14 protein-coding genes are annotated in these 14,142 nt (G+C 53.5%); 6 read left to right on the top strand and 8 right to left on the bottom strand.

Going from position 1 to position 14,142, the window contains the following annotated elements:
• Window positions 1-14 precede the first annotated feature (14 nt).
• Window positions 15-863: an MOSC domain-containing protein gene (locus ACO0LH_RS14385; protein ID WP_422941792.1), complete on the bottom strand. Its 849-nt coding sequence runs from the start codon at window positions 861-863 to the stop codon at window positions 15-17.
• A gap of 127 nt (window positions 864-990) precedes the next feature.
• The gene (locus ACO0LH_RS14390) at window positions 991-1,977 is read right to left on the bottom strand and encodes a GlxA family transcriptional regulator (RefSeq protein ID WP_422941793.1); all 987 of its coding nucleotides are present in this window, start codon (window positions 1,975-1,977) and stop codon (window positions 991-993) included.
• Between the two features lie 113 nt (window positions 1,978-2,090).
• Here ACO0LH_RS14390 and ACO0LH_RS14395 point away from each other — a divergent pair, with 113 nt between their 5' ends.
• Window positions 2,091-2,753 (top strand): cysteine hydrolase family protein, encoded by a 663-nt coding sequence (locus tag ACO0LH_RS14395; protein WP_422941794.1) that lies wholly within the window; start codon window positions 2,091-2,093, stop codon window positions 2,751-2,753.
• Here the strand turns inward: ACO0LH_RS14395 and ACO0LH_RS14400 are convergent.
• The 4 genes from ACO0LH_RS14400 to ACO0LH_RS14415 form a co-directional block, all read right to left on the bottom strand.
• Window positions 2,745-3,926 (bottom strand): GGDEF domain-containing protein, encoded by a 1,182-nt coding sequence (locus tag ACO0LH_RS14400; protein WP_422941795.1) that lies wholly within the window; start codon window positions 3,924-3,926, stop codon window positions 2,745-2,747. The genes ACO0LH_RS14395 and ACO0LH_RS14400 overlap by 9 nt on opposite strands.
• 194 nt (window positions 3,927-4,120) lie before the next feature.
• A complete protein-coding gene (gene ychF, locus ACO0LH_RS14405) occupies window positions 4,121-5,212 on the bottom strand; it encodes a redox-regulated ATPase YchF (RefSeq protein ID WP_422941796.1) in 1,092 nt (363 codons plus the stop codon).
• A 23-nt stretch (window positions 5,213-5,235) separates the two neighbouring features.
• Complete coding sequence (locus tag ACO0LH_RS14410; protein WP_422941797.1) at window positions 5,236-6,630, bottom strand: MATE family efflux transporter; 1,395 nt, start codon at window positions 6,628-6,630, stop codon at window positions 5,236-5,238.
• A gap of 118 nt (window positions 6,631-6,748) precedes the next feature.
• Window positions 6,749-8,434, bottom strand: coding sequence for an SgrR family transcriptional regulator (locus ACO0LH_RS14415; RefSeq protein WP_422941798.1), 1,686 nt, complete (start codon window positions 8,432-8,434; stop codon window positions 6,749-6,751).
• Between the two features lie 105 nt (window positions 8,435-8,539).
• Here ACO0LH_RS14415 and ACO0LH_RS14420 point away from each other — a divergent pair, with 105 nt between their 5' ends.
• The 5 genes from ACO0LH_RS14420 to ACO0LH_RS14440 all read left to right on the top strand — a co-directional run bounded on the left by ACO0LH_RS14420 (window position 8,540) and on the right by ACO0LH_RS14440 (window position 12,355).
• Window positions 8,540-9,853 (top strand): MFS transporter, encoded by a 1,314-nt coding sequence (locus tag ACO0LH_RS14420; protein ID WP_422941799.1) that lies wholly within the window; start codon window positions 8,540-8,542, stop codon window positions 9,851-9,853.
• A 227-nt stretch (window positions 9,854-10,080) separates the two neighbouring features.
• Window positions 10,081-11,004, top strand: a complete 924-nt coding sequence (locus tag ACO0LH_RS14425; protein ID WP_422941800.1) for an SPFH domain-containing protein — start codon at window positions 10,081-10,083, stop codon at window positions 11,002-11,004.
• Between the two features lie 13 nt (window positions 11,005-11,017).
• Window positions 11,018-11,482: a hypothetical protein gene (locus tag ACO0LH_RS14430; RefSeq protein ID WP_422941801.1), complete on the top strand. Its 465-nt coding sequence runs from the start codon at window positions 11,018-11,020 to the stop codon at window positions 11,480-11,482.
• A 2-nt stretch (window positions 11,483-11,484) separates the two neighbouring features.
• Window positions 11,485-11,706: a hypothetical protein gene (locus tag ACO0LH_RS14435; RefSeq protein ID WP_422941802.1), complete on the top strand. Its 222-nt coding sequence runs from the start codon at window positions 11,485-11,487 to the stop codon at window positions 11,704-11,706.
• Between the two features lie 46 nt (window positions 11,707-11,752).
• Complete coding sequence (locus ACO0LH_RS14440; RefSeq protein ID WP_422941803.1) at window positions 11,753-12,355, top strand: ACP phosphodiesterase; 603 nt, start codon at window positions 11,753-11,755, stop codon at window positions 12,353-12,355.
• 3 nt (window positions 12,356-12,358) lie between these two features.
• Here ACO0LH_RS14440 and ACO0LH_RS14445 read toward each other — a convergent pair whose 3' ends face one another.
• On the bottom strand, window positions 12,359-13,462 hold the full coding sequence (locus tag ACO0LH_RS14445) for a patatin-like phospholipase family protein (protein ID WP_422941804.1): 1,104 nt from the start codon (window positions 13,460-13,462) through the stop codon (window positions 12,359-12,361).
• Window positions 13,459-14,031 carry an aminoacyl-tRNA hydrolase gene (gene pth, locus ACO0LH_RS14450; protein WP_422941955.1) on the bottom strand — a complete coding sequence of 191 codons (573 nt, stop codon included), beginning with the start codon at window positions 14,029-14,031 and terminating at the stop codon, window positions 13,459-13,461. Before pth ends, ACO0LH_RS14445 begins: the two co-directional genes overlap by 4 nt.
• Window positions 14,032-14,142 lie beyond the last annotated feature (111 nt).

Genomic DNA, 14,142 nt, shown 5'->3' on the forward strand with positions numbered 1-14,142 from the left:
TGAATGAGCTGAACTCAAAAGGCAATTTGCATATCCACTTCATCACCGACACGCAGCAGCTTGCCTGCACCATCGACCACAATCACATTCATGCCAAAAGTGATGCCGCCATCCACCAGTGGGTTGGCGCGATAAGCCTGCAAGATATCCACAGGGTTGGGGCCGACCTCACCGGTGCCCTGGTCAACTGCTGGCATGGGGCAGCGCGGGCAGGGCTTGACCGGGCGTAACTGTATTTCGTCACCAACCGCGAAACTCTCAGCATAATCTTCTTCGAAAGCCTCCATCCCCTTCAATACCACATTAGGGCGGAAGCGATTCATGGGAACTGCGCTGTGTCCTTCACCATGCAGGCGACGGTTCAAGTCTTCCAGCGATGCTGTGCCTGTCAACAAGATGGGGTAACCGTCTGAAAAACGGTTGGGTGCAGCGATATCGCCTGTCCATTTGCTGTTCGACAGTCTTTGTGCATTTGCACTAAAACGTACAAGGCGGCAAGTCAGGCCCAGCACTTTGCTGAACCAGGCGGCTGCCTCGTCACCACAATCCTTTGCCGGGAAATTTTCTTCCCATATCGTCACCTGCACATCGGCACTCGCATGCTGAACCTGTAAAGGCAGCGACAATATGGATTGCCCAGGTGCGTGTATAAGCAGCGCAGTGGCCGTAATTTCAGGCCTTATCGTGGCCATTTGCGGGTATTCCCTTTGTGTCAGGAATTGCCAGTTGGCATCAACCAGCATCCATTCCCTGTCATGCACGCCGCCAGAACTCAAGCCCGCTTCATTCACAGTGGCCTGGCTCAACGCGATACCGGCACAGGATTTAATCGGGTAAATGGTCAGATCGGTAATTGTTGGCATGATGTCAAAGCAAAAAGCGAAGCAAAAAGGGAGGCAAAAAACACTGTCCTGCTATTTTAATGGGGTTCTGAATATTCATGCGCGTATTTACAGGCATTTCAAAAAAGCTGATTCTGAAAGTCGAGCATCAGTCTTTCCCCTGGAACGCCCGCCGGTAGGCCGATGGCGATAACTGGAATTCACGGGCGAAATAGCGGCGCAGCAACAGGCCGCTGCCAAAACCGGTGTCGGCAGCGATATCGTCTATCCCCCTTTTGCTGGTTTCCAGCTGGCGCCTTGCCTGTATCAGGCGCTGGTTCAGCAGCCATTTGCCCACGGTTGTACCCGTCAGCTGCTGGAAATGGCGGGTAAAGCTACGACGGCTCATCAGGGCACGCCGTGCCAGTTGATCGAGGGGCTGGGTTTCGGCCAGATGTTCCAGCATCCATTCCAGCACTTTTGACAGACGGTCATCGCTGGCCAGCAAGGGCACCGGTTGTTCTATGTATTGCGCCTGCCCACCCTGGCGATGGGGCGCAACGACCAGACGTCTTGCCACATGGGCCGCAACTTCCGCACCATATTGGCTGCGCAGCACATGCAGGCAGCAATCGATACCGGCGGCAGTACCAGCAGACGTAATCACGTCACCATGATCAACATATAGTACATTCGGGTCCAGGCTGATCTGTGGATAGCGCTGGGCAAATGCCTGTGCCAGCGCCCAATGCGTCGTGCCGCTACGCTGATCCAGCAGACCTGTTTCTGCCACCACAAAGGCGCCCAGGCACAGACCGACGATGCGGGCACCACGCGCATGGGCCTTGCGCACTGCATTGAGCAAGGCGGGCGAGGGCGGGCGCAAGTCATCGTGCCAGGACGGGATCACCACCATATCTGCCTTCGCCAGCGTGTTTAAACCGTGGCGGGTATGAATGCTGAACCCGGCACTGGTGCGCACGGCCTTGGTTGAAGTAGCTTGTAATGAACAAACCATGACCTTGAATTGCGGCATCGCCAGGTCACCATGATGCTCGCCAAACACCAGGCAAGGCACAGACAGGTGAAACGGGCTGATGCCATCAAAGGCCAGCACGGCTACATTGACCACCTGTTTTTTTGAAAAATCATGCATGGCCTGATTGTATCGAATATTGGCAATCGGGTCACTTCCTGATTCTTGCCTGGCGACGGAAAATACCTGCCATGGACAGCGACGCTGTTTTAACTCATCAAAAAGGAAAAATCATGAGCACACCAGCAAAAAACAATACAACCACATCACCCCGGCGCGCCCTCATCGTCATTGACGTGCAAAACGAATACTTCACCGGCAATATGCTGATTGAATATCCTGACCCGCAAGTATCGCTGGCCAATATCGCCAGGGCGATGGATGCCGCCACTGCCGCTGGCATACCTGTATTGCAGGTACAGCATTCCGCACCGGAAAATTCACCGATTTTTGCGCGTGGCTCCAAAACCTGGGAACTACACCCCGTCGTGCAAAGCCGTCCTTATGATCACAAAATAGAAAAGAGCATGGCCAGCGTGTTCACCGGTACTGACGCCGCTGCCTGGCTCAAGGATAATGATATCGACACCATCAGTGTCATCGGTTACATGACGCATAACTGCAATGCCAGCACGATTTATGAAGCCGCACACAATGGCTATGAAGTGGAAGTGCTGAGTGATGCGACGGGGTCGCTACCTTACTCAAATGCAGCAGGGTATGCCAGTGCAGAAGAAATCCATCGCGCCTACAGCGTTGTGTTCCATTCCAATTTTGCTGCCGTGACAACGACAGACAACTGGCTGGCTGCTGTTCAGGCTGGCGAAGCTATCAGTAAGAGCAATGTGCTTGAATCGCATCTGGCCGGTCGTCAGCATAAAGTTGTATCAGCCTGAACTGCCCTGCATGCCTTCTGAATGCAGGGCGATACGATTGCGTCCTGCATTTTTTGCCTTATATAGTGCGTGATCTGCTGCACCAACCAGTGTGTCCAGATCCGTACCCAGTTTGCTGGTATCGGCAACGCCGGCACTCAGCGTGCTTTGCAGGATCTCGTTTTTCCATTTGATTTGCAATTCTGCATACAACTGGCGTACCCGCTCAGCCAGCTGGGCTGCACCTTGTTCATTGGTACCGGCAAGCAGGATACAAAATTCTTCGCCGCCATAGCGCGCCAGGCAATCTTCGCTTCTGATGACGGCTTGCAACAAACTGGCAAGACGGCGCAGCACTTCATCACCCGCCTGATGACCGTGAAAATCGTTCACCCGCTTGAAAAAATCCACGTCTATCATGATGACAGACAAGGTGTCGCCAGTTCTGGCTGCACGTGCCAGCAAACGCCCGGCTTCATCTTCAAAGCGGCGACGGTTCAATGCCCCGGTCAGGCTATCGTGCGAAGCCTGCTCGCGCAAGTCACTGACCAGCCGGAAAGTAATCAGCAATACCAGCGAAAGTGAAATCGACAATTGCGACAAGCCGCCCAATACAAGAAATATCGGATTGACGTTGCCTTGCGCAAACAGGCTAATTTCCTGCGCAGGCGTTCGCATGATATTGACAGCTCTCAGCAAACTCATCAGTGCAATAAATGAAAACGAACTGGTGGCGAGGATATAGGCCGCTCTCAGCGGCTGTGTGGTTTTTACCCTCAGATTCAGCGCGCCGGCAGCAAATACAGCACTGACCAAGAGGGAGTTGGCGATGACCGTCATTCGCACGTCGTCATGCATGACACCAAACCACAGGCTTTGCGCCATCATCTGCAAACCTACCCATGCCGTTACCCAGTAATGGCAGCGCTTGCCCTTGAAGGCTTCAATGCCATTGAAGATCAGGCCAAAACCACAACCTGTAATGAGCGGTACTGAGGCGATAAGCCACAATGGCCATTCAGGGGACATTTGCGTACTGATAAAAATACCCAGACACATACAGCAATGTCCAAACGCCCACTGACGCACGCCCCTGATATTGTCTGCATGAAAACTGATCAGTGCCATCATCCCGGCACCCAGCAGATTGATGCCACTCAACATCAGCATGATGGTACGGACATCAAGCTTCATGACAGGCTTTCATAACTGGATATGTGATCATGTGATTACTATCAGGCAAATTCTCTCCACATTGGTGACTTGGTCTCGCTAATATAGCGTCAAAATGTTACATCCTGCCTGCAATCGCGAATAAAAAAGCCGCGAATGTCGCGGCTTTTAAACGGAATATTCAAATGTATCTGGTTTCGTTCAGATGCCAGGCATTAAACATTAAACAGGAAATTCAGCACATCACCATCCTTGACCACATATTCCTTGCCCTCGGCGCGCATCTTGCCTGCTTCCTTGGCACCGGATTCGCCCTTGAAGTTGATGTAATCATCAAATGCAATGGTCTGGGCGCGGATGAAGCCGCGCTCGAAATCGGTGTGGATGACGCCCGCAGCCTGTGGTGCGGTGTCGCCTACATGGATAGTCCAGGCGCGCACTTCCTTGACGCCCGCAGTGAAGTAGGTTTGCAGGCCCAGCAGTTTGAAACCGGCACGTATCAGGCGGTCAAGGCCAGGTTCCTGCATGCCCATGTCAGCCAAAAACTCGGCTTTATCAGCATCGTCCAGGTCAGCGATTTCAGATTCTATCGATGCACAAATGGCCACGATAGGCGCATTTTGTGAGTTCGCATAAGTCGTCAATTGGTCGAGCAGGGGGTTATTGGTAAAGCCGCTGTCGGATACGTTGGCGACATACATGGCTGGTTTGGCAGTGATCAGGCACAGTGGCTTGATCAGCAGCATTTCTTCGGCATCCAGGCCCAGTGCGCGCACAGGCTTGGCATCGTTCAGCGCAGGCATGATGCGTTCCAGCACGGCGACCAGTTTGGCGGCATCTTTATCGCCAGAACGGGCTTTCTTGTTTTCGCGATGGATGGCTTTTTCTACTGTGCCCATATCCGCCAGTGCCAGTTCAGTCTGGATGACTTCGATGTCATCTAGCGGGCTGACCTTGCCAGCCACGTGGATGACGTTGTCATCTTCAAAACAACGCACTACGTTGACGATGGCGTCAGTTTCGCGGATGTGTGCGAGGAACTGGTTACCCAGGCCTTCACCTTTGGAGGCACCAGCTACCAGGCCAGCGATATCGACAAATTCAACGATGGCGTTCTGGATGCGCTCGGGTTTAACGATGTCAGCCAGTTGTTTCAGACGCGGATCTGGTACCTCAACGACGCCGACGTTAGGCTCGATAGTGCAGAAAGGATAATTTTCTGCCGGTATGCCTGCTTTGGTCAGCGCATTGAACAGAGTGGATTTGCCGACGTTAGGCAGGCCGACGATGCCGCATTTGAGACTCATGATGTTTTGCCAGTTGGATTTGATTAACCCGCTATTTTACCGGAACTCACAGCCATTCTGATCTTATGCTTGCTTAATCGGTGTAAAAAGCCGGTTAACAGCACGCCAGCGATGGTCAGGCCCAGTACCAGGCCTATCCAGAAGCCACTTGCAGCCATAGGCTGTTGCGGGTGCCAGGGCATCCAGGTCGGTGCCAGGCCCAGCAGGCAACCCAGTGGCAGGGCAAAGCCGTAAAAGGCCATCAGGTGTATCAGCATGGGGGTGCGCGTGACTTTATAACCACGTATTGCACAAGATGCCGTCACCTGTGCAGCGTCAGACAGCTGGAAGATCGCGGCATATACCAGCAATTCAGATGCCATTGCCTGTACTGCTGCGTCCGAGGTATAGGCGGCAGCAATCTGGTCACGGAATAACATGATGGCCAACGCTGAAATAACCGCAAAACTCATCGACAACGCATAACCTATCCAGGAAACAAAGCGCGCCCGTGCCGGGTCACCTTCACCCAGGGTCTGGCCGATCCGGGTGGCCAGGGCGATGCCGAGGCTCATCGGCACCATGAACACCAGTGAAGAAAAATTCAGGGCGATCTGGTTGGCTGATACTGGCACTACGCCAAAACGGGCAATCAGCAGGCCAACTGCGCCAAAGGCTGACACTTCGGCAAAATAAGTGATGCCGATAGGCAAGCCCAGGCGCAGGGTAGAACGTATCTCTTGCCAGTTGGGGGCTTCAAAATGACTGAATGGAAAGGTGCTTTGGTAGGCCTCGGCACGGCGCATCCAGAATATCATCGCACCCAGCATCAGCCACAGGCCAGTACCGGTCGCCAGTGCACAGCCGGTAGAGCCCAGCTTGGGGAAACCCCAGTGCCCGTAAATGAACAGCCAGTTCACCGCGATATTGAACATCAGGCCACCCAGTGCAATCATCATGACGGGCTTGGTCTGGTTCAGGCTGGTGGTGTAACCATACAGGGCGCGGTACATGGCCAGGGCTGGCATGCCGATGCTGATGACATGCACAAATTGTGATGCCTTGGCGTTGATCGCGTCATCCAGTTGCAGGTAGTTGAAAATCAGCGTGGAAATATTCAGCAGCAGGCAGGCGATCAGGCCCACACCCAGGCCCAGCCATAAAGACTGGCGCACCATATGCGGCACACGTTCATGGTTTTCTGCGCCGACTTCATGCGCGATCACCGTGTTAACCGCCAGCATGATACCCATGACGGTGACCAGTATGATGGCCCATACATTGGCACCCAGCGAAACCGATGCCAGATCGTCTGCGCTTAAATGACCGGTCATTGCCACGTCGGCCACACCCATGCCCACTGTTGCCAGCTGGCCTATCAATACAGGCCAGGCAATAGTCCAGAGGGCGGTGGCTTCGGTGCGGATACGGGTTTTCATGCAGTGCTGACAATTTACTTGTGGATCAACATCTTACCGCATAGCATCGATCACTGCTTTGCACACTGATGGTGCAGGCGCGGGGTGTCAGCGTGACAATGCGTTCCAGGGATGTCTGTCAGCGTCGCAGCCATAATTCATTGAAAGAAACAAAACCGAACGGTGTCATCCTGACACCGGCCACGTGTGGCGCAATGCTGACTTGCTGGTTTTCATGTGACAGCGGGATGACCCAGCCTTCCAGTACCAGTTGCCTGCCGATGCGGGCATAGGCGCGCATGCGCTTCTGGCTGTCTGGCTGCGCCTGGACTTTTTGCAGATCCCTGTCCATCTGCGCCGCTGTTGATGCTGGCATCCAGCGCCGGAACACACTATCGGCAGCGAACCATTCATAGCAGCCAAAATCCTGGTCATCATGCATGACTTCGCGGGTCACCAGCAAATCAGTGCCGGGTAGCCACTCTCGCGCAATCAATTCATTGACGGGAAAGGTGCGCCATTCCACTTGCAGGCCTGCGGCTTCCAGCCTGTCCTTGATCGCCTGCGCCAGCATCAGCATTTCCTTGGTCTGGCCGCTGACCATGCGCAGTTTGCTACCTGGTTTGAAAGGGTTGAGCTTGTTTGCTTTGGCAACCCGGTGTTTCCATATCGACAGCATGCCGACGGCGGGTCGCCGCGCCGGGCCGTTTTTGTCAAACAGGGTATCTGGTGCCAGCCAGTCGGCAAAGGCCAGCCGCTGTTCTGCCGATTTGAATAGATGACACCTGGGATTGCAGATCATGTAAGTGCAACCTGATTCTGCACCGACCAGGCTTTCTTTCTTGTTGCAGTCTTCGTTTGAATAACCGAATTGCAAATCAAAGCCGGAAGGGCCGGAAGGTGGTGGCAGCATCCACAGATCGATTTCATCCAGCAGCGGGCGTTCACGATAATAATCCTTGAAAGCCTGCAAGGTCAGTTGATAAGGATTATTGCGTATCAGGCGAAAAGCCCCGCTGCCTATGGGAAAACGTTCAAAGTCCGCATGCCGCTGGCGTGGCACGATGGAAGAATTGGCAGTCGCCACGCAATGCGGCCATAAATGATCTGGCCTGCTCAGGTAAAAGCTGATGCGCTGGCCAGGGCCGGTGTCCACATTCAATAAATGCTGGTACAGCGCCTTGTAAGTGAATGACTGGTCACGCAGACGCAAGAAGGTGGCGCGCACATCTTCCACCCCCAGCTCTGCGCCATCATGAAAACTCAGGCCGGGGCGCAGCCAGAAATGCCAGATGGTCGCATTGTTTTCGCTTTCCCAGTGATGGGCAATGGCGGGTTGCAGGCGCATCTGCTGGTGATCAAATGTGGTCAGGCGTGAAAATATCTGGCGTGCCAGATGCGCTTCCAGGCGGCCATGCACTTTCAGCGGGTCCAGGCTTTCTACTTTGCGAAACAGCGGCATGCGCAGGCTGCGGCAGGCGCTGTCGGGTACGCCCAGATATTCCGGCAGGCGTGCCGCCAGTTGCTGACGTTGGCCATCTTCCAGGCTGGCAAAGGCCTGCTCAAGGTCGCCGCGTGCCAGCAGATGAGACAGATGATCAAGTGCAAGGCTGTCGGGGGTTTGCAATAAATCCAGTTGCGAATGATTGCCACGGCCACGTCCTGCCTGCCAGTTCAGCCAGCCGCGCTGCTGCATTTTTGCCAGCAGGTTACGCATATTGCGTTCGCTGCAATGCATGGCTTGCGCCAGCGCTGGCAAACCTGGTTGTTGCGCATGGGTTTGCAAAAAAGCATGCAAGCGACGGTATTGATCAAGGAGTTTCATAAAAGGGGAAAAATTTTTTTAAATTATATCCATTTTTTGTTTCTGCTTTTTTCCCGATACTGTCATTCATCGACATTTGTTGATATTGCCGCGAAAAGGAAAATGATGTTGCGCTTCCCATCTACCGTTATCCGCCTGTTGCTGAGCTCCTTCGTATTTGTTCTGGGGCGTGCCGTTGCCCTGCCTTTCATGGCGCTCTATCTTTCAGAAAAACTCGGTCTGGGTCAACAGGCAATCGGCTGGATTTTAGGCGGCAGCATTTTCTTCGCGACCCTGTTTGGTCTGTATGCCGGTTACCTGGCAGACCGCATCGACAAACGTCGCCTGATGATGATTGCCTGCATGGTGGTGGCGGTGTGTTCTGCGCTGGTATCTGTTTCTGCCCATGCGCTGGCTGCCTTGCTGGCACTGACCTGCATTGAAGCGGCACTGACTTTGCGAGGCATTTCACTGAAAGCCATGCTCGCTGATCTGTTGCCCGCGGCAGAACGGCCACGCGCATTTTCCATGAACTATATGCTCATCAACATGGCGTTTTCGATAGGGCCTTTGATCGGTGCATCTGCTTTCGCCTATTCAGTCGCCGCACCTTTGTGGATAGCCGCCATGTTCTCGCTGCTGGCTTCACAAGTGGTTGGGTACCAGAAATCGACTCCAGTACATGCGGCCACAGAAAGTGCGCCCGCCAAGGCCGGTTTTAAAACCACGCTCATCGACCTGAAAAATGACAGGCGACTGATCTTGTTCACCCTGGGTAGCGTGCTGACTTCTTTCGTATTTGGCCGCTTTGTTTCAGGTTACCTGTCGCTATACCTGATCCTCACGCAGGGCGTGCAGGAAACTGCCAGGCTGGTGCCATATATTCTCATGACTAATGCCATCGGCGTGGTCGTGCTGCAATACCCGATAGGCAAGTTCATTCACCAGAAACATCTGTTCCGCTGGGTGACATTAGGGGCATCTCTGTATATCGTTGGTTTGCTGGGTTTCATGCATGCTGCCAGTGTGCTGGCCTGGGTATTGGCGACGGTGGCCTTTACTTTGGGTGAAGTGATCGTCATCCCGTCTGAATATATGTTCATCGACATGATTGCACCAGCCGACAAGCGTGGCAGTTATTTTGGTGCGCAGAGCCTGTCGACTTTTGGGGCGGCATTCAACCCCATCATTTGCGGTTTTTTGCTCGCACATTTTTCTGGTGCCGTCATGTTCTGGGTATTGATTGCGTCGGCCTCATTGGGCGTCCTGTTGTATTACGCGGGCACGCACGTCAAGTCTGTGGTGACGAATCTTTCCGGTAAAACGGAGAAGGAAACTGCCATTACAGCCAAACCTGTCTCCGCAACAAAAACCGCGATGCATGCTGCCAGCCAGGAACTGGCGACAAACCGGGTGAAAACGTTGTTCCCACTAAATTGACGCCACGATTTTTTTGCTTCATCAATCCATGACCGGTATGGGCAGAGATGTGCATACCAGTTTTTGACCCGGCCATCTCAGGCGAGATTGGCCGGGTTTTTTTATGCGGCACTGTTTTCAGATTAATGATCAAAAAAACATGCACATCAGATGACCTTGACATTTTTCTGCGCACATCCTAAAGTGATATCACTTTGATTTCAAAGTGCCATCTATCAGGAGAATGTATGAGTACTACCCAATTGTCAGCGAGCGGGAAAAAATTAATACAAGAACGTGTTCGCCCATCGCTAGACGGTTACGCCATGATTTTCGTCGGTTTGTTATTGATTGCCTTTGGTATATACAGGGTAGTCACAGTACTGGGCCGTCCGGGTGAACCGGAGATTATTTCTGTCCTGCTCTGCCTGGGCCTGGTTGTGCTGGGTATTTTTGTACTCACTGGCTTATACATGCTGCAACCGAATGAAGCTGCGCTCTTGTCTTTGTTTGGCGCATATAAAGGCACGGACCGTAGCGAGGGTTTGCGCTGGGTCTTGCCGTTTATCTCGGCACGCAAGCTGAGCCTGCGCGCCCGTACGCTCAATACCGCAGCGTTGAAAGTGAATGACAAGCGCGGCAATCCGGTGGAAATTGGTGCGGCCATCGTCTGGCGTGTCCAGGATACGGCGCTGGCGATTTACAATGTCGACGATTTCGAAAGATTTGTCACCATCCAGGCAGAAGCCGCCTTGCGTCACCTGGCCACCCAGTATGCTTATGATGATGGTGAAGACCTGGCAGAAGGTGAAACCACCTTGCGTGCCGGTATGGATGTCGTTGCCAGTGCCATGCGCGCAGAATTGCATAATCGCTTTACCGCCGCCGGTATTGATGTTGAAGACGCCAAACTCACCCATCTGGCCTATGCCGCAGAAATTGCCCAGGTCATGTTGCGCCGCCAGCAAGCAGAAGCCATCATCAGCGCACGCAAGAAAATCGTACACGGTGCAGTCAGCATGGTGGAAGCCGCCCTGCAGGGTTTGTCAGAACGCAAGATCTGCGAACTCGATGATGAAAGAAAAGCGGCCATGGTCAGCAATTTACTGGTAGTGCTGTGTTCAGATAAGGAAACCCAGCCCGTCATCAATACCGGTACTTTGTATAATTAAACCTGAGAAGAATATGGAACATCCTGTTTATCTTGAAAGACAATGGATAGTCATGATCTGGATCATCCTGCCATTGGTTACCCTGTTTTCTTTGGGGACGCAGTTACTGGCAGGTGTCCATATCGATACGGGACTGATGTTGATTGCACCGCTGGTCAATCTTCTGGTTTTAACGCTGCTCGGCCGCATGACCCTCAGTATTGATGCTACACATCTGCGCTGGAGCTTTGGTCTGTTTGGCTGGCCAGCATGGAATGTGGCACTGGCTGATATCGCCACCGCAGGTGCCACGACTACCCGATGGATAGAGGGACGCGGTATCAAAAAGACCTCGCAAGGCATGTTGTATAACGCCAGTGGCAATGCCGCCATCCGCATCACCCTGCGTAATGGCACTTCGCTGCGTCTGGGTACGCAAGACCCGCAACGCCTGCTCAGCTATCTGTTGCCGCGCCTGGCGCCCAATGTGGTGCGATAGTAATGGCCAGCCCAGGAAAAAAATCCTTCCCCTTGCGTATCGATCCAGTATTGTGGAACGAGATCGAACGCATGGCGGCGCAAGAGCTGCGTAGTGCCAATGCCCAGGTTGAGTATTTGCTCAGGCAAGCCTTGCAGCAGCGTGGGCGGCATGTGCCACCACCGGGTCAACAGGATGCACGTGATAACGACAGCGACAGCGAAGTACCCGACCAGAAAGCCTGAAGCAGTCAGCGAAGAAATGTAAAAGCCTTTAGAATCGGGCGACAATATGAATTATCTTGCCCATATATTTCTGGCTCAACACAGTGATCAGGCCATGCTTGGTGCCTTGCTCGGTGATTTTGTCAAAGCCAAAGAAACCAGCCTGTATGCGCCGCAGATCAGGAACGACATCATCCTGCACCGCAAGGTTGACAGTTATACCGACAGCCACGCCGTCGTCCTGCAAGCCAGAACTTTATTCCAGCCGCAATACCGGCGTTATGCCGGTATTTTGCTGGATGTGTTTTATGACCATGTATTGAGCAGGCACTGGCTGCAATATGCAGTTAATCCAAAGACCGAATTGATAAGCCGCTTCTATGCGGCGCTGCTTGAGCATGAACAACTGCTGCCAGACAACTTGCGCAAGGCCTTGCCGTATATGATCAGCCAGGACTGGCTGGGGTCTTATCATGACTTTGCCGGTGTCGATCTGACGATACGCCGTGTTTCGCGCCGCCTGTCTAGGAACGGTCATTTGCTATGTGAAGGTATTGTCGATCTGGAAAAAAATTATGATGCCATCTCCGATGGCTTCCAGGTTTTCTTTCCTGACCTGATCCGTTTTGCCGCTTTGCAAAGACAGCAAATCGAACAATTCCCTGCTTAGTCTTCAGAAATTCAGCGGCTTGATTTTTGTCATGTCCGGGTCCATCACAAAATCAGCAAAGGCATCGCGCAGGCGGCCACTTTCGGCAATGGCGATTTGCCAGTTCTGTATGCGGAAATCATGATTCGTCCCGTAATAAAAGAAGTCTTTACGGTCAGGCAGTTTGCCGCGTGTCAGGGTTTTCAGGAAGGCGGGAGATGGTGAAACCATCACCACATTATCCAGCCAGCCCCGGTTCTTGCCCAGCCCGGCGCGACGCCAGGGCAAGGGTTTGTCCAGCCAGCCCGGTACGATATGATCGGTAAAATGCGGGTACAACACAATGTCGCCATCCTTGTTGCCAGTGATGCGTGAATACGGCAGCGCCAGATGGTAATCAATGATACCGCCATCCCAATAACTGCCAGCAGGTGCATGCGGGATGTGCTGCACCGGTTGCATGATCAACGGCAGCGTGCCGGACGCCAGCAGAGCAGGGGCCAGGTTATCTGTCGTCAAATCACAGAAATGGGTATGAAAACCATCGAACTTGGCTTTTAGCCAGAACAGCGGGTCACGCTTGTCGCCAATCACGACACGTTCCATATGCCCGGACAAACGTGTGCGTGATGCCAGGTTGGCAAAGGTGGCAGCAACAAAACCAGCCCTGGCACGGCGCTCGGTTTTGGGAGCCTGCAACATGCCGCGCCCACGCCCTGCCAGCAAGTGCAGGCGCTGCAAGGGGTTTTGTACGACTTCGTTTTCATGGCCGCCGATAAAGGCGTGCAGCAGTTGCTGGATTTCCTTCGTCACATAATTGGCCGAAGGTTTTTCGGGATAACGCTGATTGCAATACAAATCACCGAGGCGCTTGAACGCAGCTACCGGGTCGGCGTGGCTGGCGGCTGCCATGCGCCACGCACCTATCGATGCGCCTATCAATGTGCGTTCACGCGGTGCCGCAGGCAGCCACTCGCCAAACAGCCATTGGTCCAGTGCTTGCAGGATCAAACCCTTGGGACCACCAGCGGCTGCCGGAATGATCGCCACATCCTGCGCGCGCAAGCCATGCTGACGTATATGCGCAAAGGCTTTCCTGCCCGCATGGATTTGTATCGCCGAACTCATTTTGTCGTATGCAGTTGCATCATGGCCTCAGGGAATTTACCTTCCACCAGCAAGGGTAACACGCCCAGGCTTTTGTTCAGTGATTCTTCTATCAGTACCTGTTCTTCCTTGCGCGGCCTGTGCAAGACAAAGTCTGCGACACCCTGTTGCAGGTTCAGCGTACGCGGATGACCTATGCCTATGCGCAGCCGCCAGTAATCCTGCGTGCCCAGCGCGGCTGTTATATCCTTCAGGCCATTATGGCCGCCAGATGAACCGCCCAGTTTCAGCTTGGCGACGCCGGGCAGCATATCCAGCTCATCATGCACCACCAGCACCTGGTCAGGCGTGATCTTGTAAAAACGGCAGATCGCCCCGACCGACTGACCAGAACGGTTCATGAAGGTTTGCGGTTCCAGCAACCAGACTTCCTGATTGGCGATGCGGGTCTTGCCCACCAGGGCGTTAAAGTTTTTGTCTCTTTGCAGGCTGGCTGGCAATTGGTCTACCAGCCAGAAACCGGCGTTGTGACGGGTCAGTTCATATTCAGGGCCGGGGTTACCCAGCCCGACGATCAGGCGTATGCTCATATATTCTAATACGGGTTGTCGCATTTCCAGGCCCATGCCTGTCATGCTTTTTGCTTGGACGCTATTATAACCAAGCCACTTTTTGACCATGAATTTACCAAAGAAAATGGC

This window comes from Undibacterium sp. TJN19, assembly GCF_049339485.1.
Lineage (GTDB): Bacteria > Pseudomonadota > Gammaproteobacteria > Burkholderiales > Burkholderiaceae_D > Undibacterium.

Bases quoted from the DNA above. Each gene is read 5' to 3' on its own strand.
- ACO0LH_RS14385 (WP_422941792.1), bottom strand. From the start codon at position 863: ATGCCAACAATTACCGATCTGACCATTTACCCGATTAAATCCTGTGCC.
- ACO0LH_RS14390 (WP_422941793.1), bottom strand. From the start codon at position 1,977: ATGCATGATTTTTCAAAAAAACAGGTGGTCAATGTAGCCGTGCTGGCC.
- ACO0LH_RS14395 (WP_422941794.1), top strand. From the start codon at position 2,091: ATGAGCACACCAGCAAAAAACAATACAACCACATCACCCCGGCGCGCC.
- ACO0LH_RS14400 (WP_422941795.1), bottom strand. From the start codon at position 3,926: ATGAAGCTTGATGTCCGTACCATCATGCTGATGTTGAGTGGCATCAAT.
- ychF (WP_422941796.1), bottom strand. From the start codon at position 5,212: ATGAGTCTCAAATGCGGCATCGTCGGCCTGCCTAACGTCGGCAAATCC.
- ACO0LH_RS14410 (WP_422941797.1), bottom strand. From the start codon at position 6,630: ATGAAAACCCGTATCCGCACCGAAGCCACCGCCCTCTGGACTATTGCC.
- ACO0LH_RS14415 (WP_422941798.1), bottom strand. From the start codon at position 8,434: ATGAAACTCCTTGATCAATACCGTCGCTTGCATGCTTTTTTGCAAACC.
- ACO0LH_RS14420 (WP_422941799.1), top strand. From the start codon at position 8,540: ATGTTGCGCTTCCCATCTACCGTTATCCGCCTGTTGCTGAGCTCCTTC.
- ACO0LH_RS14425 (WP_422941800.1), top strand. From the start codon at position 10,081: ATGAGTACTACCCAATTGTCAGCGAGCGGGAAAAAATTAATACAAGAA.
- ACO0LH_RS14430 (WP_422941801.1), top strand. From the start codon at position 11,018: ATGGAACATCCTGTTTATCTTGAAAGACAATGGATAGTCATGATCTGG.
- ACO0LH_RS14435 (WP_422941802.1), top strand. From the start codon at position 11,485: ATGGCCAGCCCAGGAAAAAAATCCTTCCCCTTGCGTATCGATCCAGTA.
- ACO0LH_RS14440 (WP_422941803.1), top strand. From the start codon at position 11,753: ATGAATTATCTTGCCCATATATTTCTGGCTCAACACAGTGATCAGGCC.
- ACO0LH_RS14445 (WP_422941804.1), bottom strand. From the start codon at position 13,462: ATGAGTTCGGCGATACAAATCCATGCGGGCAGGAAAGCCTTTGCGCAT.
- pth (WP_422941955.1), bottom strand. From the start codon at position 14,031: ATGAGCATACGCCTGATCGTCGGGCTGGGTAACCCCGGCCCTGAATAT.